The sequence below is a fragment of the Caulobacter sp. FV2ps19 genome (assembly GCF_058681035.1).
Genome location: NZ_CM178729.1, coordinates 2,687,267 through 2,712,716, shown reverse-complemented (window position 1 = coordinate 2,712,716; position 25,450 = coordinate 2,687,267). Strand labels below are relative to the sequence as shown.

The following is a 25,450-nucleotide window of genomic DNA, read 5'->3' as shown; positions in this document are numbered from 1 at the left end:
GCGGACGTCCTTCACGCCGCTTTTCGACCTGTCACTCGCGAGGGGCACTCGCTGATCAAGGCCTGATGCAGGGTGCGGATCGCGATATCGAAGTCCTTGGGCGCAATGATGAACTGCACGTCGACATTGCGGATCTGGTGCTGCAGTCCGACGACCTCCACCCCGGACTTGGCCAGGGCCGCCATTGAGCGGGTGACCAGGCCAGGTTCGCTGATGTCGCTGCCGATCGCGGCGACCATCGCCACAGGCTGGGCCGAGATCGCCGCGCTGGAGAATCGCTTTTCCAGGTCGGCGATCACCCGCCGTACGGTGGCCGCATTGGCGGCCAGGTAGTGCGTGATGGTGTTGGCGTTCGAGGACTTGCTGACGATCCAGGCCTTGTGCTGTGTCAGGCACTCCAGGATAGCGGCGTCGAAGCCCTTTTCGCCGACCATGTCCTGCTCGAAGAACTGCAGGGCGAACATCGATCGCAGACCGGTGATGATCTCCACCCTGGGGGTGTCGGAGATATAGTCCCCGCAGATCAGGGTGCCTTCGTCTTCGCGATCAAAGGTGTTCTTCACCCGCAGGGCGATGCCGGCCTGGCGCAGACCGCGTCCCGCGCGGGGATGGACGGCTTCCATGCCCAGATTGGCCAGTTGGTCGGCGACGTCATAGTTCGTCCGACCGATCTTCTCCGCCTTGCCGGGGCCCACCACGCGCGGGTCGGCGCTGGAAAGGTGGAACTCCTTGTGGATGATCGCCTCGCGCGCCCTGGTCACAACGGCCAGACGAGAAAAGGTCATCTCGGTATAGCCACGATCATACCGGCTGACCATGCCGCCGTCGCAGCCGGCATAGCCCGTGACGATCGGCATCTGGGTCGTCAGGTCGATCTCCGCCAGCGCGGTCTCGATCCGGGCGTCCAGGGTCGGCTGGATAGCCTCACCCCAGCCGGTCAGATCAACCAGGACCGCGTTGACGCCGCGGTCGCGCAGCAACAAGGCTGTGCTGTGGGCGCAGTGCACCTCACCCAGGCTCGCCAGCATTTCCCGCACCGTCGCCAGAGGCTCGGTCAGGCGGAAATGACCGTGGCTGCGCAGGCGATCCAGATCCTCCAGACAGGTCCGCATGGAGCCGATCCGGGTCTCGACAAACAGGTCGGCCTCCGCCCGGCTTTCGGCGCGGCTGAAAATCTGGGCGTTGCGGTCGCGCATCGCGGCGCTCACCTCGTCCAGCGCATCCTCCCAGGAGGCGTCCTCGTCATCAGCCAGGAACCGGGCATAGACACCCGGCGCTCCGGTCTTCTTGTGCTCCAGCAACAGGTCCGTCATCCCGGCATAGGCCGAGACCACGAAAATGCGGCCATAGAGATCCCGACCCGTCCGGCCGGCGATCAGGACGTTGTCGAAGACCGCCTGGGTGGCCGCCATCGACGTGCCGCCGATCTTCTCGGCGCTGTGAAAGCCGATCATGCAGCGCGCTCCTGCAGCAGACCCGGCGACTTCAGGAGCGGCCTGACGTCGCGCGTGGCGATGAACGGGGGGCGCGGCTTTGCGGCGCCGAACGGCTCGACCAGAGCGTTGGACAGGGCGTTGTAGACGAAGAAGGCGTTGGCCCGGGGCAGCGGCGTGATGTTGCCGTTCGAGCCATGCATGGTGTTGCAGTCGAAGATCACCACCGTGCCGGGCTCGCCCGTCGGAGCGACGATCCCGTGCTCCTGAACCAGCGCAGTCAGGCTCTCCTGGTCGGGAACGCCGTATTCCTGCTTCTTCAGCGAGCTGAGATAGTGATCCTCCGGAGTCTCGCCCACGCAGGTCAGGAACTTGCTGTGTGATCCGGGGATCAGCATCAATGGCCCGTTATTGGGCGTGTTGGGCGCCAGCAGGACCGACATCGACAGCGCCCGCATGCGCGGCATGCCGTCCTCGACGTGCCAGGTCTCGAAGTCGGAGTGCCAGTAGAATTCCTTGCCCGTGAAACCGGGCTTATAGTTCAGCCGCGACTGATGGATGTAGACCTCATCGCCCAGCAGAAACCGCGCCACCTGGGCCAGCCGGTCATCGGCGGCCAGCCGCGCCATCACCGCGCTCTGGTCATGCACCTTGAAGATCGACCGAACCTCATCGCTGTTGCGCTCGGTGATGATCGTTTCGGGCTCAAGCGAGGCCGGCGCGTTCAGGAGGCTGTGAGCCTCGCCCTGCAGAAGGGCCAACTCCTCAGCCTGGAACAGGTCGTCGAGCACCAGATAGCCGTCCGTGTCGAACTGGGCGGCCTGCGCCTGGCTGATCGGCGCGTCGGGCGTCCAGGCGCTGTGAACCGCCGGATCGACGCGCGGCAGCATCCTGGCGTGCGTCTCATGGCGTGAAGGATAGGGATCTGTCATCGGATCAAGCCCTCCCGAAACGCTCAATGGGCCAGCGCGGCGACGGGCGCGCGGTCGGTGTCGGCGGGATAGGCGCCCGTCTCGTCATGAACCTCGCGGCCGGTGACGGGCGGATTGAACGTGCAGGCGGTGACGATGTCCGTACGCGGACGGACAATGTGCCGATCGTGGGCGTTCAGCGCATAGACCGTACCGGGCTTCAGGTCGTGGATCTCGCCGGTGGCCAGATCCTCGATCGTGCCCTCGCCGCTGATCACGAAGACCGATTCCAGATGGTTCTTGTAGTGCATGCGCAGCTCTTCGCCGGCGTACATCGTGGTGATGTGGAACGAGAAGCCCATGCCGTCGTCCTTGAGCAGCAGGCGGGCGCTTTCCCAGCCCTGGCTCTTCACGTTCCGGTCAGTGGAGCGGATCTCGTCAAGTTTCCGAATGATCATGATTTTCTCCTATTCCGCCGCGACGCCATAGGCTTGAGCCATTGTGGCGCGGACGCAGTCTTCCAGGATGTCGAGGCCCATCGCGAACACGTCGTCCTCGATGGTGAGGGGGGCCAGCACCTTGAGGATCTCGTCGTGGGCGCCGCTGGTCTCGATGATCAGCCCGCGCGCGAAGGCGGCGCTGGTGATCTGGTCGGCGATCTCGCCCGTGCCGACATTCAGCCCCTGCATCATGCCGCGGCCGCGGGTCGACAGGCCAAACTCCTTGGCCAGGGCTTCCAGGCGACCACCCAGATAAGCCCCGCGACGCTGAACATCGGCTACGAACGCGCCGTCCCGCCAGAAGGTATTCAGGGCGGCGGTGGCCGTGATGAAGGCATGGTTGTTGCCCCGGAACGTGCCGTTGTGCTCACCCGGCGTCCATTGGTCGAGTTCGGGACGGATCAGGGTCAGGGCGAACGGCAGGCCCATGCCCGACAACGACTTGGCCAGGGTGATGATATCGGGCGTGAAGCCCATGCCTTCGAAGCTGAAGAAGCCGCCGGTGCGACCGCAGCCCGCCTGGATGTCATCGACGATCAGCACGGCGCCATGGCGCTCGGCGATCTGGGCGATTTTCCGCAGCCATTCGGGCGAAGCGGCGTTCAGTCCGCCCTCCCCCTGAACGGTCTCCAGCAGGATTGCGGCCGGCGCGTCCAGGCCACTCGACGGATCCGAGAGATTCTGCTCCAGCAGGTCGGCGGTGTCGACGTCGGGGCCGAAATAGCCGTCATAGGGCTGATGGCTGACATGGCCCAACGGCACCCCGGCGCCGGCGCGCTTGGTCGCGTTGCCGGTGCAGGACAGAGCCCCCAGGGTCATGCCGTGGAAGCCGTTGGTGAAGGCGATGACGGTCTCGCGGCCGGTCACCTTGCGCGCCAGCTTCAACGCCGCCTCGACCGCATTGGTCCCGGTGGGGCCGGTGAACATCGCCCGGTAGTCGAGGTTCCTGGGCTTGAAGATCACGGTCTCCAGCGCGGTCAGGAAGGCGGCCTTGGCTTCGGTGTGCAGGTCCAGGCCGTGGGTCACGCCATCCTGGGCGATATAGTCCATCAGCGCCTGCTTCAGGGCCGGATGGTTGTGGCCGTAGTTGAGGCTCGAGCAGCCCGACAGGAAGTCCAGGTAGCGACCGCCCTTGTCGTCATACATCCAGGGGCCGACCGCGCGGCGGAACTGGCGCGGGATCGAACGCGAATAGCTGCGGACTTGCGATTCCATGCGGTCATAGAGGGCGAAATCCGAGCCATTGCGGCTCGGCTCGGGGTGAAGCGGGACGGTCATGCGTCCTCCCTTGCAAATTCAGGTTGGGGAAATTGGGGTTCAGCGAATGGGGATCAGGACAGGGGGCCGATCGTGACCTGCCACTCGGTGTCATGAGCGCCGGCGAAATGGTCCTCGCGGAGGAACATCGGCGCCTTGGTCAGCATCAGGCTCCGCTTGCGGGCGAAGGCGGTGAAGAGGGCCCATGACGCGGCGTTGGCCTTGGTGATGGTCGTGGCCAGGACGCGAGCGCCGCGCGCCGAGGGCCGGCGCAACAGGGCGTCCAGCATCAGACCGCCCAGACCCGCGCCCCGGGCGTCCTCGTGCACCGCCACCTGCCAGATGAAGAACTGATCCGGCGTTGACGGCGGACGATAGCCGGAGACCCAGCCGACCAGCTTGCCGTCGCGCTCGGCCATCACGCAGGTGTCGGCGAAATGCGAGCACTGCAGAAGGTTGCAATAGGCCGAGTTGGCGTCGAGCGGCGGGCAGTCTCGGATCAGGGCGGTGACCGCCGGGCCATCCTTGGCGCTAGGCGCACGCAGCTCGACGGAAAGGTTCTGACCGGCGTTCGTTCCCCGCGGTGCGGCGGGTGCAGGCGCGGCAGCGCGCAAGTTTGCGATATCGATTATTTCGCCCCCCGAAGGTGTTTTTTGGACAGTTTGGCCAAGCAGGGCCGGTGGAAGCGCCTAAAGATCGTTCATAATGCCCAAAAAATCAACCCCTGGCCGATTTTTGGAGCCGACAGCATGGCTGGAGCCCTTATTATATTTCGGTTTCCGAAAGAAAATACCGTTGGCCCCGTCTGGTTCCCGGCGCTAATTGTCCGACCATGGAAGGCCCGATCACAAACGCCGCACTGCGGGCGATTCGACGCATTTTGCGGGCCGCCGATCAGGGGGGTCGCAAGCTTGCGACCGAGACCGGACTGACCCCTTCCCAGCTTCTTGTGCTGCAGGAGATCGAGCGGCGCGGAGAGACCACGCCGGGCGCGGTCGCCGCGGCCCTGCAGTTCGGTCAGGCGACCGTGACGAACATTGTCGACCGGCTGGTGGCGGCCAATTTCGCCACGCGTCAGCGCAGTGAACGCGACAAGCGGCAGATCCTCCTGCGCGTCACTGAAACCGGGCGAGCGGTGCTGGACGCGGCGCCGGACCTGCTGCAGGCGGTGTTTCGAGGCCGCTTCGAAGTGCTCCCGCCCTGGGAGCAGGCGATGATTCTGGCGGGCCTTGAGCGCGTGGGCCAGATCCTGGGCGCCGCCGAGATCGACGCAGCCCCGCTTATCGACGCCGGCGCCATCGACAGACCCCTCTGACGCTCAGGCCTTGAGGGCCGAGCGACGAGGCGCCAAGACACAGTTCTGAGCGACGCAAGTGGACCCAATCTATGCCGACATCGGAAATTGACGCCCTGCCCCGCAGCAAGGAACACGCGCCGACACGCCTGACGCTTCGACGCCCCGATGACTGGCATGTCCATCTGCGCGACGGCGTCATGCTGGCCTCGGTCGTCAACTTCACGGCCCGGCAATTTGCGCGGGCCATCGTCATGCCCAATCTCAATCCGCCGGTCACGACCGTCGCGGCCGCGCAGGCCTATCGAGACCGGATCGTCTCGGCGCTTGAGCCGGGTCTGGCCTTCACACCCCTGATGACCTGCTATCTCACCGACACGATCGATGCAGGCGAAGTCGAGCGCGGCTTTGCCGAAGGCGTGTTCACCGCCTGCAAGCTCTACCCCGCCAACGCCACCACCAATTCGCACCATGGCGTGACGGATATCCAGAAGATCCGCCCCGTGCTGGAGGCCATGCAACGCATCGGCATGCCGCTTCTGCTGCACGGTGAAGTGACGGACCGCGATATCGATATCTTTGACCGGGAAGCCGTCTTCATCGACCGCATCCTGATCCGGCTGATCGCGGACTTTCCGGCCCTCAAGATCGTGTTCGAACACATCACGACCGCCGACGCCGTGGCTTTCGTCGAGGCCAGCGGCCCAAATCTGGCGGCGACCATTACGCCGCACCACCTGATGATCAATCGCAACGCCATGTTCGAAGGCGGAATCCGCCCGCACTTCTATTGCCTGCCGATCGCCAAACGGGAACCGCACCGGCTCGCCCTGCGTCGCGCCGCGACCTCCGGCGCCGCCAAATTCTTTCTGGGCACAGACTCCGCGCCCCACGCCGTCGGGGCCAAGGAATCCGCCTGCGGGTGCGCCGGCGTCTTCAACGCGCCCTTCGCGCTGGAAAGCTATGCGACCGTTTTTGAGGAAGAAGCCGCGCTCGACCGACTTGAAGCCTTCGCCTCATTGAACGGCCCGCATTTCTACGGCCTGCCGGTCAATGAAGACGTCGTCGAGCTGGTGCGAACGGACAACGCCGCGCCAGACCGCATCGAGGCGGCCGGATCCCATCTGGTGCCGTTCCATGCCGGTGAAACCCTGCGCTGGTCCGTCACCAGCCAGCGCAGCGCGGGCTGAGCGCTGGCGCCGGCCGGGTTTATTTTCAGATCGCCGCTGCGGGGGCGCCCTCGCCTCCCCAGCTTAGAACCATGACCCAACTAACTGTCTGGTTCGATGGCGCCTGCCCGCTCTGTCTGCGCGAGATCGCCCTGATGCGGCGGCTCGACCAGGCCGGCGCCATCCACTTCATCGATGCGACCGATAGCGCCGTCGAATGTCCGGTCGATCGGGCGGATCTGCTGGCCCGCTTCCACGCCTGCGAGAACGGCGTGCTGCTGACCGGCGCGGGCGCCTTCGCGGCCATGTGGCGGGCCATTCCACTCCTGCGCCCTCTCGGGCTTGCAGCGAAGCAGCGCTGGGTGCTGGCCTTGCTGGACTTCAGCTACCGCCGCTTCCTGAGCTTTCGCCCGCGGCTGCAAAGGATCGTCGCGGGCTGGGACGCCTGACATTCCCGTCTGATCCACTCAATAGAGCGCCTCACGACGCCGCTGGGCGTCGCCCTTGACCGATGGCACTTGGAAATTTTGTCGATTTTTTCAATTACTTGAGTTCGGAGCAGGCCATTGCACAATCGCTCGAATCGAACACCCGAGCCTCACGGATACGCATAAATGGATTAGATATTGTTTCTACTAGATTTTATACACTTGAGTTTGCGCAGCGCGCTGTGTAGTGGACCAATAACGGCCGTGTAGACACTTACACGAATTTTTCGCTACTTTCCTTGCGCCCCACAGTCAGGACGCCAAGTCTCGAATATCGATACTGACGCTTTTATCGGAATGGCAACATGCACCCCACAGCAATGAATAACGGTAGAAGCTTTTTTGAGTCATATTCGCAATATTTTCCATTCAACTCCGATACAAAAGTTGTTGAGATAGGCTCTCAAGATGTAAATGGTACACTAAGGCAAGTTTGCCCGAAAGAATTCAAATATATTGGAGTCGATTTCCAAAGAGCGAAAGGTGTAGATATTGTTCTAGACGATCCCTACACCCTTCCATTTGAGGATGAATCCATCGACATAGTTGTGTCAAGCTCATGTTTCGAGCACTCAGAGATGTTCTGGTTGGTTTTTCTGGAGGTTCTCAGGGTTCTGAAACCAAAAGGCCTTTTCTATTTGAACGCGCCGTCGGCGGGATCATTTCACAGGTACCCGGTCGATTGCTGGAGATTTTATCCAGATAGCGGACGAGCCTTGATAACTTGGGCCAAGAGAAACGGTCTAAATTCTGAAATGCTGGAGAGCTACACGCAAAGAGGCGGCGAGTGGCTGGATTTTGTAAGCGTTTTCGTCAAAGACGCCGACCACCTGGGTGATTTTCAGAATCGAATACTCGCCAAGAAAACTGATTATGAAAACGGCCAACTCTTTGGAAAAGCTGAAATCTTGAACGCCAGCGGACTCAGTCAGAGCGAAAAGAAAATCAACTTTATAAACAAAATACTGAACGAACAAATATTCGTTAAATAGAAAACTTCAATTATTGTACATTGTGATGATCGTTTCTGGGCGCTTTTGATTTGCACGCATATTGCAAAACAACTAAGCGCCCAGCTTACGACCTTGAAGATCGACGTATTTATTGATCTTGAATCAGATTCACTCAAACAACCCAATCTGGACACCCCGTAAGCCTACACGGCGCGCGGCGCCTAAGACTTCTTCCCGGGCATAGTACTGCCACAAGAAATACCGCAGCTATGACCGTAACGGCCGGATCTACATGGGATATGACGGCTCGCGCCATTGCTGCCAGTAGGGCCAGGATCCCACAGCTCCCATTTGTCGGCGGCAAGCCAGGAGATTGAAGCGTTCATGGATCATGCTCAGAGGCACGAGGCGATCGGCCCTTACTCCCACTCGATCGTGCCAGGCGGCTTCGAGGTGACGTCATAGACCACGCGGTTGACGCCGCGGACCTCGTTGATGATCCGGGTGGCGGTCTTGCCCAGCACGTCCCAGGGGAATTCGAAGAAGTCGGCGGTCATGCCGTCGGTGGACGTGACCGCGCGCAGGGCCAGCACGTTCTCATAGGTGCGGGCGTCGCCCATCACCCCGACGGTCTTGACCGGCAGCAGCACGGCGAAGGCCTGCCAGATCTGGTCGTACAGGCCCGCCTTGCGGATCTCGTCCAGATAGATGGCGTCGGCCTGCTGCAGCACCGCCACCTTTTCGGGCGTGATGTCGCCGGGAATACGGATGGCCAGGCCCGGGCCCGGGAACGGGTGGCGACCGACGAAGGCCGGGGCCAGGCCCAGCTCGACGCCCAGCGCGCGGACCTCGTCCTTAAACAGCTCGCGCAGGGGCTCGACCAGCTTCAGCTTCATGAACTCGGGCAGGCCGCCGACATTGTGGTGGCTCTTGATCACGGCCGACGGGCCGCCGCGCGCCGAGACGCTTTCAACGACGTCGGGATAGAGCGTGCCCTGGGCCAGGAAGTCGGCGCCGTCGATCTTGGCGGCCTCGCGGTCGAAGATGTCGATGAACTTGCCGCCGATGATCTTGCGCTTGGTCTCCGGATCGCTGACCCCGGCCAGGGCGCCCAGGAACTCGGCGCCGGCGTCCACATGAACCAGCGGGATATTGTAGTGGTCGCGGAACAGGGTGACGACCTGCTCGGCTTCATTGTGACGCAGCAGGCCTGTGTCGACGAAGACGCAGGTCAGCTGGTCGCCGATGGCTTCGTGGATCAGTACGGCCGCGACCGAGCTGTCGACCCCGCCCGACAGGCCGCAGATCACCTTGCCGGTCCCGACCTGGGCGCGGATCTTGCCGACCATTTCCTGACGGAAGGCGGCCATGGTCCAGTCGCCCTTCAGGCCTGCCAGCTTGAGGAAGTTGCGATAGACCTGCGTGCCATTGACGGTGTGGACCACCTCGGGGTGGAACTGCACCGCATAGATCTTGCGTGCGTCATCAGCGATGGCCGCGAACGGGGCGCCCTGTGAAGTGCCGATGACCTCGAAACCGTCGGGGATGGCGGTGACGCGATCACCGTGGCTCATCCAGACGGTTTCCAGCTCGCCGACGCCGGCCAGGCCTTCGAACAGTGGATTGACCTTGCCGATGATCAGCTCGGCGCGACCGAACTCACCGGCGTGGCCGCCCTCGACCTTGCCGCCCAGCACGTCGCACAGCAGCTGCTGGCCGTAACAGATGGCCAGCAGCGGCACGCCCAGCTCGAACAGCTTCTTGCCGATGCGCGGGCTGTCGGCCTCCAGCACGCTGGCCGGACCGCCCGACAGAATGATCGCCGACGGCGCGTAGTCGTCGACCAGGGCCTCAGCCTTGTCGAACGGATGGATCTCGCAATAGACTCCGGCCTCGCGCACCCGGCGGGCGATCAGCTGTGTCACCTGGCTGCCGAAATCGACGATCAGAACGCGCTGGTGTTGGGCGGGGGCGGTCATGGCGATGGGTCTCCGGCGTCGCGTTGTTCGGATCCTTCTCCCCTTGCGGGAGAAGGTGTCAGCCGCAGGCTGACGGATGAGGGGTCGCGCCTCGATCGGACGGTCGGCGACTTGTCGAGCGCCGAAACCCCTCATCCGACCGCTTCGCGGCCACCTTCTCCCGCAGGGGGAGAAGGGTTTTAGGTTCGTTCCAGCACGGCGGCGAAGAAGCCGTCGGCGCCGGCGGTGTAAGGCGTCAGGCGCAGATAGCCCTGGGCGGTGACATGCTCGGCCACGGCGTCCATGACGATCGGCTTGACGGCGAAATCGGGCCGGCGCGCCAGGAAGGCGGAGACGCGGTCCTCGTTCTCCTCGACCAGCAGCGAGCAGGTCACATAGACGAGACGGCCGCCGACCTTCACGAAGTCAGCCGCGTCGATCAGCACGCTGTCCTGCTCGATCTGGCGCTTGGCCAGTTGGTCGGGCGAGAGGCGCCACTTGGCGTCGGGATGACGGCGCCAGGTGCCCGAGCCGGTGCAGGGCGCGTCGACGAAGACGACGTCCAGCTTGCCTTCAAGGCCCTTCAGCGGCTCGGCCTCGATGGGCGAGCGGATCTGCAGGTTACGCACCCCGGCCCTCTGGCTGCGACGGATGGTGTCGGCCAGACGACGGGCGTCGCTGTCATGGGCGAAGATCTGACCGGTATTGCCCATGGCGGCCGCCAGGGCGAGGGTCTTGCCGCCGCCGCCGGCGCAGAAGTCCAGGACCTGCTTGCCCTTGATCTCACCGGCCATCGTGGCGGCGATCTGGGAGCCCAGGTCCTGCACCTCGAACCAGCCCTTGGAGAAGGCCGGCACGGCCTCGACCGAAGAGGTGCGGTCGGCGGCCTGAGGCGCGGGAATGCGGAAGGCGTTTTCCAGCACGCCGGCCGGCTCGGCGCCGATCGGCGCGACGGCCTTGGCGCCGCGTTCGGCGTCGGTCTTGAGGGTGTTGATCCGCAGATCGACGGGGGCCCGTTGCGACAGGGCGGCCATCTCGTCGCGAACAGTGTCACCCAGGGCGCGGGCCAGGAACGGCTCGAGCCAGTCGGGATAGTCGCCCGCCACCGGCGCCGGCGCGTCAGCCAGCGAGGCCGGCGCCGTCAGAGCCTTCAGCTCGGCCTCGGCCAGAGCGCCGGGGCCGTGCTCCTCGCCCGCCATCTCGGCGACGCGTTCGGCCGACCAGCCCCAGACATGGGCCAGGACGCCCAGCACCACGCCGCGGGCGGCGCTGTCGCCCATCATGAAGCCCAGCGAGCGCTTGCGGCGCAGAGCGTCCAGCACCAGACCCGAAACGAACGCCCGGTCCTTGGAGCCGGCATAGCGCGCGCTTTCGCCCCAGCGCTTGAGCGCCATCTTCACAGGGAAATGCCGCGCCTCGATCTCGGCCAGAACCTCGATCGCGGCTGAAACCCGTCCACCGTCCCGCATGGTCTCAGACCACCATGGCCGCGAGGACCATCCCGATGCCGATGAAGGAGATCAACCAGGCGAGGGTGCGCGCGACGGGGACGCCGAACGCATACAGCGGCATGTAAATCGCGCGGGCGACGACGTAGATCAGCGCGCCGTGGGCGGTCAGATAACCGATCCGACCCGACAGATAGGTGACGACCACGGCGGCGGCGAACAGCGGGAAGGTCTCGCGGAAATTGGCGAAGGCGCGCTCGAGGCGCCCTGCCATGCCCGTCAGGACCACCGGTTCGTCGCGCGGGCCGACATTCCACTTCAACCCTCGCTGCGGTTGCGCGGCGGCGGAGGCCCACAGCAGATGGACCAGCCCGATCAGGACCGCGGCGGCGAGGAGTTGAAGTTCGATGGCGACCCGCATGATCTAGACCGCGCTCGGATAGTTGGGCGCCTCGCGCGTGATCATCACGTCGTGGACGTGGCTCTCCCGCAGGCCGGCGCCGGTGATGCGCACGAAGCGGGCGCGGCTCTGGAACTCGGCGATCGTGGGGGCGCCGACATAGCCCATGGCGGCGCGGAGACCGCCGACCAGCTGGTGCAGCACGGGTGCGATCGCGCCCTTGAAAGGTGTTTGCCCTTCAATGCCTTCCGGCACCAGCTTGAAGCTGTCGGTGACTTCCTTCTGGAAGTAGCGGTCGGCCGAGCCGCGCGCCATGGCGCCCACCGAGCCCATGCCGCGATAGCTCTTGTACGAGCGGCCCTGGTACAGGAACACCTCGCCGGGGGCCTCTTCGGTGCCCGCGAACATCGAGCCCATCATGGCGGTGCTGGCGCCGGCCGCGATGGCCTTGGCCAGGTCGCCGGAATACTTGATGCCGCCATCGGCGATGACCGGCGTTCCGCTGTCCCGGGCAGCGCGAACGGCCTCCATGATCGCGGTCAATTGCGGCACGCCCACGCCCGCGACGATGCGGGTGGTGCAGATCGAGCCAGGCCCGATGCCCACTTTCACCGCGTCGGCGCCGGCGTCGATCAGAGCGCGCGCGGCGTCATAGGTGGCGATGTTGCCTGCGACGATCTGAACACGGTTGGCTTCGCGCTTCAGACGCGACACGGCCGCCGTGACCTGGCTTGAGTGACCGTGAGCAGTGTCGATGACGACGACGTCAACGCCGGCGTCCACCAGGCCCATGGACCGTTCGAAACCCGGATCGCCGACCGTCGAGGCGGCGCCGACCAGCAGCCGACCCTTGTCGTCCTTGGCGGCCAAGGGGTGAGCCTGGGCCTTCTCGATATCCTTGACGGTGATCAGGCCGACGGCGCGATAGGCCTCGTCGACGACGATCAGGCGTTCGATCTTGTGTTTGCGCAGCAACTCGCGCGCCTCACGATGGTCGATGCCTTCACCGACCGTGATCAGGTTCTCGCGGGTCATCAGCGCCGAGGCCGGAACCTTGTCGTCGCCCTCGAACCGCATGTCGCGATTGGTCAGGATGCCGACCAGCTTGCCGGTCTTGGGCTCGACCACCGGGAAGCCCGAGATCTTGCGCCGGGCCTTGATCTCGCGGATCTCGGCCAGGGTCGTGTTGGGGTTGATGGTCAGCGGATTGATGACCATGCCGCTTTCGTAACGCTTCACTTCGCGCACGTGGTCGGCTTGCTCGTCGACCGTCATATTGCGGTGCAGGATGCCCATGCCGCCGGCCTGAGCCATGGCGATGGCGAGGCGGCTTTCGGTTACAGTGTCCATGGCCGCGGACACGAGCGGGATGTTCAGACTGATTTCACGCGTGAACTTGGTCTCTGTCGTCACCTGGGTGGGCATGACGTCGGACGGACCGGGTTCGAGCAAAACGTCGTCGAAGGTGAGCCCTTCGCGAATCTCCATTGGAGTCTCCATTTTGCGGCGCTCGTATAGCGGCGGGGTCTCGGTTTGTCGAGGCGTTCGAACCCGCTTCGCGCGATCCCTCTAGATCGAGGCTGTGGAGGCTTCCTCAAACAGCCGATCCAGCGCCCCGCGTCCCAGCTTGGACAGCAGGACAAGGCCGTCGCCGGCCTCAATCGGGTGATCAGCGGCGGGCTTGGCGATCACCGTGCCGTCGGGCCGATTGATCTGCAGCAGGAACGCGGCCCCGGCCCGGCGTTCGATCGCGCCGGCCGTCAAGGTTCCGCTGATCACGTCACCCGGCACGACCAGGATTTCCAGGTCCAGGCCCAGTCGATCCAGGGCCTTGTCCAGGGTGGCGCCCGTCTGCCCCCCGCGGAAGATCTGCGCGATCTCGGGAAACAGGATCAGCTCGGCGATCCGTTCGGCCCCGATGTGGGTCGGCAGCACCACGCGATCCGCGCCCGCCTGCAGAAGCTTGCCCTCGGTGGAGGGACGCTCGCCGCGCGCGATGATGTGGAGCTTGGGGTTGAGGCTGCGCGCCGACAGGGTGATGAAGACGTTGGCGGCGTCATCGGCCAGCACCGTCGCCATGACCTTGGCGCGCTCGACATGCACCGCCTTCAGCATCGCCTCGTCGGTGGCGTCGCCCTGCCGGCACAGGTGCCCCAGGCTGAGGGCGTGCTGGGCGCGCGCCTCGTCGCGCTCGATCACCACCAGCTTGGAGCCCGCCGCCGCCAGCTCGCCGGCCAGCATCATGCCGATCCGTCCAAAGCCGCAGACGATGATATGGCCTTCAAGCTGCTCGATGGTCTTTTCCACGCGTTTCCCGAAGAATTGCTCAAGTTGGTTGAGGGTCAGAACCTGGACCAGTGCGCCCGTGACGACGATATTGCCGGTGCAGCCCAGGATCATCGTGGCCATGGTCAAGGCGTGCAAGTAGGCCGTGTTGACCGGATGCACTTCGCCATAGCCCACCGTGAAGATGGTCAGGGTGACCATGTAGAGGGCGTCGCCGAGACTCCAGCCGGCCAGGCCATAGCCGACCGTGGCCAACGCCGCGACCACCAGCACGAACAGCACGGCATAGATGAGATTGCGCATCGGACGCGAGAGCAGGTCTTTCAGCATCCGATCGCGACCCTCACCGCCCTCTGAACCCCGTCGCCACCAGGAAGACCTCCGAGCTGTCGGCGCGGCTGGCCTTGGGCTTGAAGTGGACGACCTTCTCGAAGTTCTTCTTCAGCCGGGCGATGACATCCGAGGTCTCGCCGCCCTGGAAGGCCTTGGCGACAAAGGCGCCACCGGGCTTGAGCACCTCGATGGCGAACTCGGCGCCGATCTCGATCAGGCCGACGATGCGCAGGTGGTCGGTCTCGCGGTGGCCGACCGTGTTGGGGGCCATGTCCGACACCACCACGTCCGGCGCGCCGCCCAGAAGCTCAATCAGCTTGGGCGGACAGGTCGGATCGGTGAAATCCATTTCCAGGATATGGGCCGGCGAAACGGGGTCGACGGGCAGCAGGTCGACACCGACCAACTGAGTGACGCCGCGCTCCACGGCCATCTGCAGCCAGCCGCCGGGCGCGCAGCCCAGGTCGATGACGCGGGCGCCCTTCTTGAAGAACTGGAACTTGTCGTCGATCTCGCTGATCTTGAAGGCCGCGCGGCTGCGATAGCCCATGGCCCGGGCCTTGGCCGAGAACGGATCATTGATCTGACGCTCCAGCCACGCCTGCTGCGAGGAGGTGCGGCCATAGGTCTTCTTCAGCCGAGCGGGCTTGGCGCGGCCGGCGTCGGTGCCGCCGGTCGGCGGCTTCACCATGCGCTTGCGAGGCGGTTCTTCTTCGGTCATTCGGACACCGGGTTTGACTTGGACGCGCCGCCGCGGCGTCGCCGACGTGGGCGACGCTGCTGTTCGGACATCAGGGACATCAGAAGACCCTCTCTAAGCCCTCGATCGGCGACACGCACGCGCGAACAGGGCCAAAGCTCTTGAACGGCCTGCAGAATCGCCGCGCCGGCCAGGACCAGATCGGCCCGATCGGTTCCGATACAGGGCTCCAGCGCCCGTTCGGCGGCGGTCAGGCCCAGCAAATGGTCGACCGCGACCTCGCAATCGGTGCGGTCCATCCACAGTCCATCGACGATATTGCGGTCATAGCGCGGCAAGCCCAGATGCAGACCGGCCAGGCTGGTGATCGCGCCGGAGGTGCCGACCAGATGAGCTCGGCCGCTGGCGAAGATCTCGCGCATCGGCTCGGCGTGCGGAAAGGCCGCGATCCGCGCCTTGACGTCGTCGACCATGGCCCGGAACCAGACCGCGTCGCCGCGCTCGCCCTCGGGAAAGCGCTCGGCCAGGGTGACGACGCCGACCGGGATCGACAGCCAGGCCTTGATCGGCAGTTTCCAGGCGGCGAACTGGCGGGGCTTGGCGTCCAGCCCCTCCCCCTTCAGGTCCACCCACGACAATTCCGTCGAGCCGCCGCCGACATCGACCACCAGGGCGGCGTCGGCCTCGCGATCGAACAGGCTCATGCAGCCGGCGACCGAAAGCTGGGCTTCCTCGCGCGGGGTGATGATCTGCAGGCGCAGGCCGGTTTCCTCGACCACGCGCTGAACAAAGGCTGCGCCGTTGTCAGCGCCGCGGCAGGCCTGGGTGGCCACGGCCTTGACCCGTATGGCCTTGCGACGCCGGATCTTCTCCGCGCAGACCTTCAGGGCCGCCATGGAGCGATCCATCGCCGCTTCGGACAGCAGGCCGGTTTGCGAGAGGCCCTCGCCCAGGCGCACGATGCGGGAATAGGCCTCCACCACGCGAAATCCACGCGCCGAGGGGGTCGCCACCAGCAGGCGGCAATTGTTGGTGCCCAGGTCAAGCGCCGCATAACACGACTGCTCGCCCGGCGGCCGCCGGCGTCGCCCACGCTCCCCGCTTGCAGGGATGGGCCCGCCGGGCGCACGCGGCGCCTCCGACATGGTCTTTCCACCTTGTCTCGCAGACACCGCAAATCACGGCGCCTCACTTCGGCGTTGAGCATAGCAAGGCGGGCGGCGGGCGGAAGCCTTGTTATCCGCGTCCGGAGCTGTCCGTTCAGGTTTCAGTCAGGAGGAGCTGCTATTCTTGGCGACATGAATTCGAGATTCGCCAAATTCGCGATCGGCCAAATCGTCAAACACCGGATCTTCCCCTTCCGGGGCGTGGTGTTCGACGTCGATCCCGTGTTCGCCAACACCGACGAGTGGTGGGAGTCGATTCCCGAAGACATCCGGCCGATCAAGGACCAGCCTTTCTACCACCTGCTGGCCGAGAACGACGACAACACCTATGTGGCCTATGTGTCCGAACAGAACCTTCTGGCGGACGAGACCGGTGAGCCGGTTCAGCATCCGCAGACGACCGTGATCTTCGAGTCCTTCGATCACGGCGCCTACAAGCTTCGCCCCAGGATCTCGCACTAGGCGCAACGTCTACCCCGACATCGCGCCAATTCTCGCAAAATCCGGACGATATTTGCCGCAAACGGGGCGTAGCGTCGTCGCATGAGCGCAGACGGCTTTTCCACCTCGCCGCCGCCCGGAGCCCGGGCGGACTGGACCATCGACCAGGCCTGGGAAACCTACTCCCAGGCCGAGCACGAGGTCTGGATCACGCTCTATGATCGCCAGACCGCGATGTTGCCGGGCCGGGCTTGCGACGCCTTCCTGCAGGGGCTCGACGCGCTGGACCTGCACCGTTCGGGCATCCCCGACTTCAAGCGCATCAATGAAGAGCTGCAACGCCTGACCGGCTGGAGCGTGGTCGCCGTGCCCGGCCTGGTTCCCGACGACGTGTTCTTCGACCACCTGGCCCATCGCCGCTTTCCCGCCGGCCAATTCATCCGCAAGCCCGACGAACTGGACTATCTGCAGGAACCCGACATCTTCCATGACGTCTTCGGCCATGTGCCGATGCTGACCGACCCGGTGTTCGCCGACTATATGCAGGCCTATGGGCAGGGCGGCCAGCGCGCCCTGGAATTGGGCCAGCTGGCCAATCTGGCGCGCCTCTACTGGTACACGGTCGAGTTTGGGCTGATGAACACGCCAGAGGGCTTGCGGATCTATGGCGCGGGCATCGTCTCATCGCGGGCCGAGTCGGTGTTCGCCCTGGATGACCCCTCCCCCAACCGGATCGGCTTTGACCTGGAGCGGGTGATGCGCACGCCGTACCGGATCGACGACTTCCAGCAGGCCTATTTCGTCATCGACTCGATCCAGACCCTGCAGGCCGTCACCCTGCAGGACTTCGCGCCGGTCTATCAGCGCCTGGCGGGCGCCAGCGACATCGGTATCGCCGAGATCCTGCCCGGCGACACCGTGTTCACCCGCGGAACCCAGGCCTATGCCAACGCCGGCGGCCGGCTGGCCTCGGCCCGGGGCTGAGACTTCAACCCGAACAGCCAGCTTACCACCGGGATGCGGCGGACGATCTCATAGGTCGCGAAGCAGCCGACGAAGGTGCCGACGATCAGGATCATGGCCTCCAGGCCCTGGGGCAGGCCCAGCTTGGCCAGGTTATGGGCCATGACGATGATCAGGGTCTGGTGGACCAGATAGAATGGGAAAACGCCCAGGGTCAGGTAGCGCAGCGCCGGGCCGCCCTTGTTCAGGTGTTTGGCCCCAAAGCCCAGGATGGCGACGATGGCGGTCCAGGTGTCAGCGGCGAACACGAAGCGCATCGCCGTCCGCAGCGTCTCGGGCGGGTTGGCGTCGTCGGCGCGATAGACCCAGACATAGGTGGCCCAACCGGCCCAGGCCGCAACAGCCATGGCCAGGGCGGGCCAGCGCACCGCGATGAACCGCTGGCGCAGGACCTCGGACTTGGCCAGGCCAAAGCCCAGCAGGAAGGCGCTGAACGACACGGCGTGGACATAGTGGTCGCCGACCAGGGCGTGGGTCTCGCCAAAGCGGATCAGCAGCGCCCGGGCCAGGCCCAGGAACAGGATCGGCCAGACGATCAGCCCCCAGCCTTTCAGCACCCGCTCGGCGCCGGCCTGGATGTGCTCGCCGGCCTTGCGCCAGACCAGCAGGATCAGACCCAGAACAAGCGCGTAGAACAGCAGATAGGCGACGAACCACATGTGGTTCCAGGTCGGGGTGGTCAGGCACTTGCCGTCGACGCCGCACCAGCGGCCTGCGGCCGTCACATAGCGCAGCCAGAAATTGTCGACGGTCAGCGACGTACCGGGATGGGCCGTGATGTACTCGACGATCTGGTAGTAGGATTGCGGCGGCACGATCACGAACATCGCAAACAGCAGCGGCGGCAAAAGGCGCTTGATCCGCGCCCAGGTCAGTTTCCCGACCGTGGTCTTGTCGGCCATGAACCGCGTGGCGGCCCCGGAGACCAGGAACAACAAGGTCAGGCGCCAGGGGTTGGTGATCAGCATGAATGGCATCACACCATCCACCGGATGGGGCGTCTTCACGTGGAAGTCCCACGGCACGTAGAACATGCCGACGTGGTAGAGGATCAGCAGAAAGAACGCCCCGACTCGAATCCAGTCGAGGTCGTAGCGGCGATCGGGATTTGAGGCGGTCAAGGGCATGGCGGGCATCCGACGGCGAGAAACGATGGGTCGCTGTTGGCGCAGACAACCCTACCGAGCCAAGGCTAAGGGGACGAGCGGCCTATGGCTGGGATGAGCGGAAAACCCGCAGGGACGAGCGGCGCGGTTTTCGGGATGTGCGGCGATGAGCGTCTGTGGCTCCTGCGCGCCTGGCTTCTGGGCGCTGGACTGATCAGCGCCATTTGCGTGGTCAACATCCTGACCATCCGCCATGACAAGCCCGATCTGGGAACCCTGCCCCCGGCGATCTGGGAGAGCAGCAGCGCCCTCGTCACGATCTTCATCTTCCTGATTCCGGCGGCGATGGCCGTCTGGATGATCCGGACCAGGCCGCGATGGTGGATCGCCGCGCCCGCCCACCTCGCGGCGGCGTTGCTCTATTCCATCCTGCACGTCACCGGCTTCGTGGCGCTCCGCAAGCTCGCCTACCTGACCCTGTTTCACGAGCCCTATGTGTTCGGGCCGCTGGTCAGAGAATTCCCGTACGAGTTCCGCAAGGACCTGCTGGCCTATGGCCTGGCCTCGATCATCTTCCATCTGGCCCTGCGCCACAGCGGTCAGTCGGCGGCGGTCGCGGTCCCCGCAGCGGCGGCCCCGGCGGTGTTCGACATCCAGGACGGCGGCCGCCTGACCCGCGTGCCGGTCGTCGAGATCCTGGCCGTCACGGCGGCCGGCAACTATGCCGAATTCACCCTGGCCGACGGCCGCAAGCTGCTGATGCGCTCGTCCCTGGCCGCGCTGGAAAAGGACCTGGCGCCGATGGGGCTGGTGCGCACCCATCGCTCATGGCTGGTCAATTCGGCGCGGGTGACCGGCCTGCGCCCCGAGGGTTCTGGCGACTACGCCGTCGAGCTGGGCGAACTGGAAGCGCCGCTGTCGCGCCGCTTCCCCGAGGCCCTCACTGCTCTGCGCGGCTAGAGCAGCATGCCCATCAGGATGTCGTCCTCGAAGTGACCGTCCGGATAGCGCCCGCGCGCAATCTGCCGGCCTTCGTGTTGGAAGCCCAGGCGCTCATAGAGCCGAACCGCGCCAGGATTGCCCGCGCCCGCCGCCAGCTCGATGCGCAGGATGGGGGGCTGCATCGCCCGAGCGTGCGCGATCAGCGCCTCGAACAGCATCGACCCGATCCCAAGACCCTGACGATCGGGATGCACCGCGACGGTCAGACTCGACAGAACATGCGCGAACAGGGCCACGCCTTCGCGGCGACCATGGATCTCGCCCCAGATCCCGCCGTCAGAGCCCACCGCCACGAAGCTCACCGCCCCCGCGCCGCCGATCGCCTGTTCAACATAGCTGCGCGAGATCTCGTCGGGCGCCCGCGCCAGACCGCCGGGTGTGACGGCGGCGGCGCGATGCAGATCCAGGATAGGCTGGATGTCGTCCCGCGCCGCCAGCCGGATCGAAACGCCCTCGCTCACCCGACCCTCTGGAACGGATAGAAGTCGGCGCCGAGACCAAGGATGCCGGTCAGCTCATCAAGGGCCTCACGGGTTTCGATCAGCAGGGCGGGATCGGTCAGATCGGCCGGCGCCAGGCGGTCGCGATAGCGCCGCGTGATCCAGTCGCCCAGGCGCGCCTGCAGGGCCGCATCGAACCGCTGGGCCGGATTGGTCGCCGCCAACTCCTCGGGCGTCAGCACCACGCGCAACCTCAGACAGGCCGGGCCGCCGCCGTTGCGCATGCTCTGGCGGACATCGACATACTCGACCCGTCCGATCGGGCCGTTGGAGGCGGTCAGGCTCTGGGCCACAGCATGGGCGCGAGGATTGTCCCGGGTCTCAGCCGGGGCCAGCAGCACCAGACGATCCTCGCCGGGAACCACGAGCAGCTGCGAATTGAACAGATAGCTGGCCACCAGATCGGCCATCGGCAGGTCGGCTTCGGCGACCTCGACAAAGGCCGGCTCGAACAAACCCTCGGCCGCCGCGCGGACCGACGCCGTCATGGCATCGCGATCCTCGAAGGCCCGCTCGTGGAAGAACAGGCACTCGCGCGTTCCGACGCAGACCACGTCGTTGTGGAAGGCCCCGCCATCGATCGCCGCCTTGCCCTGACGCGGAAAGACCGCCCGAGCCGCGCCGTGTCGACGCTCCACAGCCTCGAAGGCCTCGCGGGTCTGGCGGGCGGGAAAGCGGCCATCCCAGTGCTCCCAGGCTTCGCGGCCCCAGACGAACAGATTGACCCCCGGCGCGCCATGCTCGGCGCAGAGGCGCACATGGTTGGCCGCACCCTCGTCGGCGAAGTGCGGCTGGGACGGCAGCGGGTCATGGACCGCGAACCGCGCCTCATCCGGGAACAGCCGGCGCAGGCTGCGGGTCGTCTGCGGGCCTTCCAGGCTGCGATGCAGATTGGTCAGCAGATTGGCGGGGGTGAAGTGCACGCGGCCATCGGCGCTGTCAGCGCTGGGCGTCACCGTCGCGGCGTTGGCGGCCCACATGGGCGAGGCGGAACAGACGGCGGCGGCCAGGGCCGGCGCATCTTTCCAGGCGCGCTCAAGCACCGCGCCATCAGAGCCCGAAAAACCCAACGCTTTCAGCAGGCTTACGTCCGGCCGCTCATGCGGCGGCAGGGCGAACTGCGGGATGCCCCAGTCGGCCAGCTGGCGCATCTTCGCCAGGCCTTCCAGCGCTGCGCCGCGCGGGTTGGAGACCTCGCCGGCGTTCTTCTGGCTGGCCAGGTTGCCCGGCGACAGACCGACATAGGAATGGGTCGGGCCGACCAGGCCGTCGCAATTGGCCTCCAACGCTGAGGTCATGCGCGCAGTCCCTTGATATCCTTCAGGGTATCAAGCACCGCATCAGCCTCGAAACTGGCCACCGGATAGGCGCAATAGTCGGCGGCGTAGTAGGCGCTGGGCCGGTGATTGCCCGACGCGCCCAGCCCGCCGAACGGCATGCTGCCGGCAGCCCCGGTGGTGGGCCGGTTCCAGTTGACCACGCCGGCGCGAATGCGGTTGAGGAACTTGTCCCAAAGTTCTGATTGATTTGAGATAAGTCCCGCCGACAAGCCGTAGCGCGTGGCGTTGGCCGCGACGATCGCTTCATCGAAACTGGCGACGCGACGGACCTGCAGCAGGGGCGCGAACAGCTCCTCGTCCGCGACCTCGACGCCGGTGACATCCACGAATCCAGGCGACACGAAAGCGTCGCTCAGGCCGTCGACGGCGCCCAGGGTCCGGATCGGTTGGCCACCCAGCGCCTCGGCGCCGGCCCTGGCCATCGCCGCGGCGCGGGCCGAGATCAGCGGGCCCATGAACGGTTCGCTCGGACCGTTCCAGGCGCCGGCGGTCAGCCGGTCCGACAGGGCCGCAACCGCCTCGATCACCGCCCTGCCCGCCGCGTCGTCCGACACAATCAGCCGCCGCGCGCACGAACAGCGCTGACCGGTGGTGATGAAAGCCGACTGCACGACCAGGGCCGCGACGGCCTCGGCGTCGCCTGCGTCCCAGACCACCAGCGGATTGTTGCCGCCCAGTTCCAGCGCCAGGATCACGTCGGGTCGATCGGCGAAATAGCGGCGAAAGAAGGCGCCGGCCTGGGCCGAGCCGGTGAAGAGCAGACCGTCGATCTCTTCGGCGATCAGGGCCTGACCGGTCTCGCGACCGCCCTGAACCAGGTTGATCACCCCGGCCGGAACCCCCGCCGCCTCCAGCGCCTCGACCAGCATCTGACCGGCCAGCGGCGTCTCTTCGGAGGGCTTGAAGACGACGGTGTCGCCCGCCAGCAGGGCCGGCACGATATGACCGTTGGGCAGGTGACCCGGGAAGTTGAACGGTCCCAGCACCGCCATCACGCCATGGGCGCGGTGACGCAGGACGGCGCGGCCGAACGGCATGGCGTTGTCGACGCCGCCTGTGCGCTCGTCATAGGCCTTGATCGACAGATCCACCTTGCCGGCCATCGAGCCGAGTTCAGCCTTGGTCTCCCACAGCGCCTTGCCCGTCTCGCGGCTCAGGGCTTCGGCGAAGGCTGGGGTGCGCTCGACCAGGATCTCCTTGTAGCGACGCAGGATGGCGATCCGCTCGTCACGCGGGCGATCGGCCCAGGCCGGAAAGGCGCGCCGCGCGGCCGCCACGGCGGCGGCGACATCGGTCTGCGAGGCCGTGGCCTCCCGCCAGATCGTCTCGCCCGTGGTCGGATCGATCGAGACCGCTTCCGCGCCCGCGCCCGAGCGCCAGACGCCGTCGATAAACACCCCGCCGCTCATGCCTTCACCCGCACCATGTCGCCCTCGGAAAGTCGCAGCGCCTGGGCGGCGTCGCGCCCCAGGATCGCCGTTTCGCCATCGATCAACACCGGCGCGCGCACGGCGCGGAACTTGCCGATGTCGCCCGTCGAGACCAACGCCTCCTCGCCATAGGCGTCCTCGCCGATCTTCAGGCGCAGTCGCCGCGCGTCGCGCACGGTCTTGATGTCGTCCCGCCGCGCCGCGACGGTGGGGCCGGCGTCGAAGATGTCGATCAGGCCCTGATAGCGGAAACCCTCTGTCTCCAGCATGGCCCGCGCCGCCTCGCCCTCGCGGTGTACCCGGCCCAGAACATCGCGCGCCTCCTTGGGCAGCAGCTCGGCATAGATCGGATGGCGCGGGGCAAGGTCGAGGATGAACTGGCCGTCGGTCGAGGCGCTCATCATGTCGGCCTCGTCGAACTCCAGGCGGAAGAACTTGTTGGCCACGTGATCCCAGAACGGACAGCCACCGTCCTCGTCGAACCAGCCCCGCAGCTCGGCCAGAACCATCTCGGCGAAGCGCTGCGGCTCCAGGCCGATCAGCATGTAGCGCGACTGGGCCAAGAGGCGCCCCGCCCCGCCCTTGCGCCTCTCGGGCTTGAGGAACAGCGACCCCACCTCCGACCAGCCGGCGCACTCATTGACCAGCACCAGGGCCCGGTGATCGAAGCGCTTGGCCAGGGTCGGCGACGACTGGGCCAGGGTGACGACCCGGAACGAGAAGTGGGGCCGCTTGAGCCCCACCCCCGCCTTCACTCCGGCGACGCCGATCACATCGGCGTCCTCCAGGTCTTCCAGCATCAGGGTGTACCAGGCCTCAGGCGCCGCCACGTCGGCCTGAAAGCTGTTCTCCGACAGGGCCAGCCGCTCACGCAGGGTCTGCTCATCCTCGGGCAGGCTGGTGAAGCCACGGCCAGACAGGACCGCCAGTTCCATCAGGGCGTCGAAGTCAGATGGGCCGGCAGGACGGACAACAAGCATCAGATAATCTCCCCTTGGGGGTTCATGGCCGCGCGGATCGACCGTCCGTCGATCTCGCCGCTGGCCAGTTTCATCAGGATCAGGGCCGAGAGCTGGGCGCGCTCGACAAAGCTTTCCGGAAAGGCGTGCTCGGCGTCACTGTGGATGTCGCCGCCCCGCACCCCCAGGGTGTCGACATTGGGCAGGCCGGACGCGAACAGGTTATTGCCCTCGCAGACCCCGCCGGACGGCTTCCAGGCAATGTCCTGCCCCAGCAGAGCGCCCGCCGCCTTGACCGCCCCAAACAGCTTCTGCTGGGCGGCGTTGAACGGTTTGGCCGGGCGGGTGATCAGGCCGTGCAGGTGAACATGCAGACCCTCGCGGGGTTCGGCGACGATCCGGGCGACCTGGGCCTCGAACCAGACGGCGGACTCGGCGTCCAGGAACCGCACATTGAAGCGGGCGATCGCGACATCCGGCACAGTGTTCAAGGGCGCGCCGCCGTCGATGCGGGCGACATTCACCGTCACGCCGTCGCGCTGACCGTTGAGGCCATGCAGCGCCTCAGCGATCCGCGCCGCGCCGATCACCGCATTGCGCCCGGCCGCGAAGTCGCGGCCGGCATGGGCGGCCTGGCCGTGCACCACAATATGGAAATTGCCCGACCCCTTGCGCGACGAGGCCAGCGCCCCATCGGCCAGGGCCGGTTCATAGGTCAGGCCGACATGGCCCTGTCTCGCGAAGTCGGCGAGGATGGGGCCCGAAGCGATCGAGCCGATCTCCTCATCCGGCGACAGCAGCACGCGGTAGCCCACCTTGGCGGCGTCCGGATGCCGTTCAAAAGCTTCCAGCGCCGCCAGCATGACGCTGATCCCGCCCTTCATATCGGCGATGCCGGGCCCATGCAGCGCGCCATCGGGGCGCGTCTTCATGGACTGGAAGGTGCTGGTTTCGGGATAGACCGTGTCGTAGTGGCCCGTCAGCACGACCTGCAGCGGCGCTTCGGGGCGTACGACCACGGCGATGGCCGATGGATGTTGCTGCTCGCCGACGCGGCCGTCGCTGCCGATCTCTTCGGAGGCCGTCAGTGGCATCTCGGTCGCCGCCGCCGGCAACACCGAGACCGCATCGAGCAGAACCTGCCTCTGACGCTCCAGCCCCGCCAGGTGCCGACTGCCGGAATTGATCGCGCACCACGCCACCGCCCGATCGATGATCGACGCGCCTTCGCCCGCCAGTCGATCCAGGACAGTGCGATCCTGATCATTGAGTCGCATAGACATGCCGTTCCTCCCTCAGTCAGACTAAACCAAGGGCCGCGGGTAAAACGTGCTTCCTCTGACGAGGTGACGA

25 protein-coding genes and 1 pseudogene are annotated in these 25,450 nt (G+C 65.7%); 8 read left to right on the top strand and 18 right to left on the bottom strand.

All coding sequences use genetic code 11. The features are described 5' to 3' along the window. Positions 1-11 precede the first annotated feature (11 nt). Genes ACW18B_RS12815 through ectA form a run of 5 tightly spaced genes read right to left on the bottom strand, consistent with a single transcriptional unit; the run spans position 12 to position 4,715 of the window. Positions 12-1,454: an aspartate kinase gene (locus tag ACW18B_RS12815; protein ID WP_492047428.1), complete on the bottom strand. Its 1,443-nt coding sequence runs from the start codon at positions 1,452-1,454 to the stop codon at positions 12-14. After that, positions 1,451-2,365 (bottom strand): ectoine hydroxylase, encoded by a 915-nt coding sequence (gene thpD, locus ACW18B_RS12810; RefSeq protein ID WP_492047427.1) that lies wholly within the window; start codon positions 2,363-2,365, stop codon positions 1,451-1,453. Before thpD ends, ACW18B_RS12815 begins: the two co-directional genes overlap by 4 nt. Before the next feature lie 23 nt (positions 2,366-2,388). After that, positions 2,389-2,802 (bottom strand): ectoine synthase, encoded by a 414-nt coding sequence (locus tag ACW18B_RS12805; protein WP_492047426.1) that lies wholly within the window; start codon positions 2,800-2,802, stop codon positions 2,389-2,391. 9 nt (positions 2,803-2,811) lie between these two features. After that, complete coding sequence (gene ectB, locus ACW18B_RS12800) at positions 2,812-4,122, bottom strand: diaminobutyrate--2-oxoglutarate transaminase (RefSeq protein WP_492047425.1); 1,311 nt, start codon at positions 4,120-4,122, stop codon at positions 2,812-2,814. 53 nt (positions 4,123-4,175) lie between these two features. Then, a complete protein-coding gene (gene ectA / locus ACW18B_RS12795) occupies positions 4,176-4,715 on the bottom strand; it encodes a diaminobutyrate acetyltransferase (protein WP_492047424.1) in 540 nt (179 codons plus the stop codon). Between the two features lie 218 nt (positions 4,716-4,933). On the opposite strand from ectA, the gene ACW18B_RS12790 reads away from it, so the two are divergent. The 5 genes and pseudogenes from ACW18B_RS12790 to ACW18B_RS12770 all read left to right on the top strand — a co-directional run. Next, entirely contained in the window at positions 4,934-5,416 is a 483-nt protein-coding gene (locus ACW18B_RS12790; protein ID WP_492047423.1) for a MarR family winged helix-turn-helix transcriptional regulator, read from the top strand. A 71-nt stretch (positions 5,417-5,487) separates the two neighbouring features. Then, the gene (pyrC, locus tag ACW18B_RS12785; RefSeq protein ID WP_492047422.1) at positions 5,488-6,585 is read left to right on the top strand and encodes a dihydroorotase; all 1,098 of its coding nucleotides are present in this window, start codon (positions 5,488-5,490) and stop codon (positions 6,583-6,585) included. A gap of 71 nt (positions 6,586-6,656) precedes the next feature. After that, positions 6,657-7,013 carry a thiol-disulfide oxidoreductase DCC family protein gene (locus ACW18B_RS12780; RefSeq protein ID WP_492047421.1) on the top strand — a complete coding sequence of 119 codons (357 nt, stop codon included), beginning with the start codon at positions 6,657-6,659 and terminating at the stop codon, positions 7,011-7,013. A 344-nt stretch (positions 7,014-7,357) separates the two neighbouring features. Next, complete coding sequence (locus ACW18B_RS12775) at positions 7,358-8,044, top strand: class I SAM-dependent methyltransferase (protein WP_492047420.1); 687 nt, start codon at positions 7,358-7,360, stop codon at positions 8,042-8,044. A gap of 217 nt (positions 8,045-8,261) precedes the next feature. Next, positions 8,262-8,333: pseudogene (locus ACW18B_RS12770) on the top strand (hypothetical protein); the annotation flags it as partial. A 91-nt stretch (positions 8,334-8,424) separates the two neighbouring features. Here ACW18B_RS12770 and guaA read toward each other — a convergent pair. From guaA to ACW18B_RS12735, 7 genes are all read right to left on the bottom strand, one after another. Next, a complete protein-coding gene (gene guaA, locus ACW18B_RS12765) occupies positions 8,425-9,984 on the bottom strand; it encodes a glutamine-hydrolyzing GMP synthase (RefSeq protein WP_492047419.1) in 1,560 nt (519 codons plus the stop codon). Between the two features lie 179 nt (positions 9,985-10,163). Then, a complete protein-coding gene (locus ACW18B_RS12760; RefSeq protein WP_492047418.1) occupies positions 10,164-11,432 on the bottom strand; it encodes an RsmB/NOP family class I SAM-dependent RNA methyltransferase in 1,269 nt (422 codons plus the stop codon). A 4-nt stretch (positions 11,433-11,436) separates the two neighbouring features. Then, complete coding sequence (locus tag ACW18B_RS12755) at positions 11,437-11,832, bottom strand: MAPEG family protein (protein ID WP_492047417.1); 396 nt, start codon at positions 11,830-11,832, stop codon at positions 11,437-11,439. 3 nt (positions 11,833-11,835) lie between these two features. After that, a complete protein-coding gene (gene guaB / locus ACW18B_RS12750) occupies positions 11,836-13,299 on the bottom strand; it encodes an IMP dehydrogenase (protein ID WP_492047416.1) in 1,464 nt (487 codons plus the stop codon). A gap of 81 nt (positions 13,300-13,380) precedes the next feature. Continuing rightward, positions 13,381-14,427, bottom strand: coding sequence for a potassium channel family protein (locus ACW18B_RS12745; RefSeq protein WP_492047415.1), 1,047 nt, complete (start codon positions 14,425-14,427; stop codon positions 13,381-13,383). 13 nt (positions 14,428-14,440) lie between these two features. Next, positions 14,441-15,151 carry an RlmE family RNA methyltransferase gene (locus ACW18B_RS12740; protein WP_492047414.1) on the bottom strand — a complete coding sequence of 237 codons (711 nt, stop codon included), beginning with the start codon at positions 15,149-15,151 and terminating at the stop codon, positions 14,441-14,443. Then, positions 15,148-16,275 carry a Ppx/GppA phosphatase family protein gene (locus ACW18B_RS12735; protein ID WP_492047413.1) on the bottom strand — a complete coding sequence of 376 codons (1,128 nt, stop codon included), beginning with the start codon at positions 16,273-16,275 and terminating at the stop codon, positions 15,148-15,150. Before ACW18B_RS12735 ends, ACW18B_RS12740 begins: the two co-directional genes overlap by 4 nt. Positions 16,276-16,428: 153 nt before the next feature. Here ACW18B_RS12735 and hspQ point away from each other — a divergent pair, with 153 nt between their 5' ends. Further along, the gene (gene hspQ, locus ACW18B_RS12730; protein WP_492047412.1) at positions 16,429-16,758 is read left to right on the top strand and encodes a heat shock protein HspQ; all 330 of its coding nucleotides are present in this window, start codon (positions 16,429-16,431) and stop codon (positions 16,756-16,758) included. A gap of 81 nt (positions 16,759-16,839) precedes the next feature. Then, positions 16,840-17,721 (top strand): phenylalanine 4-monooxygenase, encoded by an 882-nt coding sequence (gene phhA / locus ACW18B_RS12725; RefSeq protein ID WP_492047411.1) that lies wholly within the window; start codon positions 16,840-16,842, stop codon positions 17,719-17,721. On the opposite strand, the gene ACW18B_RS12720 is transcribed toward phhA, so the two are convergent. Next, positions 17,679-18,887 (bottom strand): acyltransferase family protein, encoded by a 1,209-nt coding sequence (locus ACW18B_RS12720; RefSeq protein ID WP_492047410.1) that lies wholly within the window; start codon positions 18,885-18,887, stop codon positions 17,679-17,681. The two genes, phhA and ACW18B_RS12720, sit on opposite strands and share 43 nt — an antisense overlap. Positions 18,888-18,971: 84 nt before the next feature. On the opposite strand from ACW18B_RS12720, the gene ACW18B_RS12715 reads away from it, so the two are divergent. After that, positions 18,972-19,826, top strand: coding sequence for a LytTR family DNA-binding domain-containing protein (locus ACW18B_RS12715; protein WP_492047409.1), 855 nt, complete (start codon positions 18,972-18,974; stop codon positions 19,824-19,826). On the opposite strand, the gene ACW18B_RS12710 is transcribed toward ACW18B_RS12715, so the two are convergent. From ACW18B_RS12710 to ACW18B_RS12690, 5 genes are read right to left on the bottom strand one after another with little or no spacing between them, the layout of a single operon-like run. Further along, positions 19,823-20,329, bottom strand: a complete 507-nt coding sequence (locus ACW18B_RS12710) for a GNAT family N-acetyltransferase (RefSeq protein WP_492047408.1) — start codon at positions 20,327-20,329, stop codon at positions 19,823-19,825. The two genes, ACW18B_RS12715 and ACW18B_RS12710, sit on opposite strands and share 4 nt — an antisense overlap. Further along, positions 20,326-21,666 (bottom strand): N-succinylarginine dihydrolase, encoded by a 1,341-nt coding sequence (astB, locus tag ACW18B_RS12705; RefSeq protein WP_492047407.1) that lies wholly within the window; start codon positions 21,664-21,666, stop codon positions 20,326-20,328. The genes ACW18B_RS12710 and astB overlap by 4 nt, the downstream gene beginning before the upstream one ends. Beyond that, a complete protein-coding gene (gene astD / locus ACW18B_RS12700; RefSeq protein WP_492047406.1) occupies positions 21,663-23,117 on the bottom strand; it encodes a succinylglutamate-semialdehyde dehydrogenase in 1,455 nt (484 codons plus the stop codon). The genes astB and astD overlap by 4 nt, the downstream gene beginning before the upstream one ends. Further along, the gene (locus ACW18B_RS12695; protein ID WP_492047405.1) at positions 23,114-24,118 is read right to left on the bottom strand and encodes an arginine N-succinyltransferase; all 1,005 of its coding nucleotides are present in this window, start codon (positions 24,116-24,118) and stop codon (positions 23,114-23,116) included. The genes astD and ACW18B_RS12695 overlap by 4 nt, the downstream gene beginning before the upstream one ends. Then, a complete protein-coding gene (locus ACW18B_RS12690) occupies positions 24,118-25,374 on the bottom strand; it encodes a hydrolase (protein ID WP_492051706.1) in 1,257 nt (418 codons plus the stop codon). Before ACW18B_RS12690 ends, ACW18B_RS12695 begins: the two co-directional genes overlap by 1 nt. Positions 25,375-25,450 lie beyond the last annotated feature (76 nt).

Excerpts from the sequence above, each read along its gene's own strand:
- ACW18B_RS12815 (WP_492047428.1), bottom strand. The coding sequence starts at position 1,454 with ATGATCGGCTTTCACAGCGCCGAGAAGATCGGCGGCACGTCGATGGCG.
- thpD (WP_492047427.1), bottom strand. The coding sequence starts at position 2,365 with ATGACAGATCCCTATCCTTCACGCCATGAGACGCACGCCAGGATGCTG.
- ACW18B_RS12805 (WP_492047426.1), bottom strand. The coding sequence starts at position 2,802 with ATGATCATTCGGAAACTTGACGAGATCCGCTCCACTGACCGGAACGTG.
- ectB (WP_492047425.1), bottom strand. The coding sequence starts at position 4,122 with ATGACCGTCCCGCTTCACCCCGAGCCGAGCCGCAATGGCTCGGATTTC.
- ACW18B_RS12790 (WP_492047423.1), top strand. The coding sequence starts at position 4,934 with ATGGAAGGCCCGATCACAAACGCCGCACTGCGGGCGATTCGACGCATT.
- pyrC (WP_492047422.1), top strand. The coding sequence starts at position 5,488 with ATGCCGACATCGGAAATTGACGCCCTGCCCCGCAGCAAGGAACACGCG.
- ACW18B_RS12780 (WP_492047421.1), top strand. The coding sequence starts at position 6,657 with ATGACCCAACTAACTGTCTGGTTCGATGGCGCCTGCCCGCTCTGTCTG.
- ACW18B_RS12775 (WP_492047420.1), top strand. The coding sequence starts at position 7,358 with ATGCACCCCACAGCAATGAATAACGGTAGAAGCTTTTTTGAGTCATAT.
- guaA (WP_492047419.1), bottom strand. The coding sequence starts at position 9,984 with ATGACCGCCCCCGCCCAACACCAGCGCGTTCTGATCGTCGATTTCGGC.
- ACW18B_RS12760 (WP_492047418.1), bottom strand. The coding sequence starts at position 11,432 with ATGCGGGACGGTGGACGGGTTTCAGCCGCGATCGAGGTTCTGGCCGAG.
- ACW18B_RS12755 (WP_492047417.1), bottom strand. The coding sequence starts at position 11,832 with ATGCGGGTCGCCATCGAACTTCAACTCCTCGCCGCCGCGGTCCTGATC.
- guaB (WP_492047416.1), bottom strand. The coding sequence starts at position 13,299 with ATGGAGATTCGCGAAGGGCTCACCTTCGACGACGTTTTGCTCGAACCC.
- ACW18B_RS12745 (WP_492047415.1), bottom strand. The coding sequence starts at position 14,427 with ATGCTGAAAGACCTGCTCTCGCGTCCGATGCGCAATCTCATCTATGCC.
- ACW18B_RS12740 (WP_492047414.1), bottom strand. The coding sequence starts at position 15,151 with ATGACCGAAGAAGAACCGCCTCGCAAGCGCATGGTGAAGCCGCCGACC.
- ACW18B_RS12735 (WP_492047413.1), bottom strand. The coding sequence starts at position 16,275 with ATGTCGGAGGCGCCGCGTGCGCCCGGCGGGCCCATCCCTGCAAGCGGG.
- hspQ (WP_492047412.1), top strand. The coding sequence starts at position 16,429 with ATGAATTCGAGATTCGCCAAATTCGCGATCGGCCAAATCGTCAAACAC.
- phhA (WP_492047411.1), top strand. The coding sequence starts at position 16,840 with ATGAGCGCAGACGGCTTTTCCACCTCGCCGCCGCCCGGAGCCCGGGCG.
- ACW18B_RS12720 (WP_492047410.1), bottom strand. The coding sequence starts at position 18,887 with ATGCCCTTGACCGCCTCAAATCCCGATCGCCGCTACGACCTCGACTGG.
- ACW18B_RS12715 (WP_492047409.1), top strand. The coding sequence starts at position 18,972 with ATGGCTGGGATGAGCGGAAAACCCGCAGGGACGAGCGGCGCGGTTTTC.
- astB (WP_492047407.1), bottom strand. The coding sequence starts at position 21,666 with ATGACCTCAGCGTTGGAGGCCAATTGCGACGGCCTGGTCGGCCCGACC.
- astD (WP_492047406.1), bottom strand. The coding sequence starts at position 23,117 with ATGAGCGGCGGGGTGTTTATCGACGGCGTCTGGCGCTCGGGCGCGGGC.
- ACW18B_RS12695 (WP_492047405.1), bottom strand. The coding sequence starts at position 24,118 with ATGCTTGTTGTCCGTCCTGCCGGCCCATCTGACTTCGACGCCCTGATG.
- ACW18B_RS12690 (WP_492051706.1), bottom strand. The coding sequence starts at position 25,374 with ATGCGACTCAATGATCAGGATCGCACTGTCCTGGATCGACTGGCGGGC.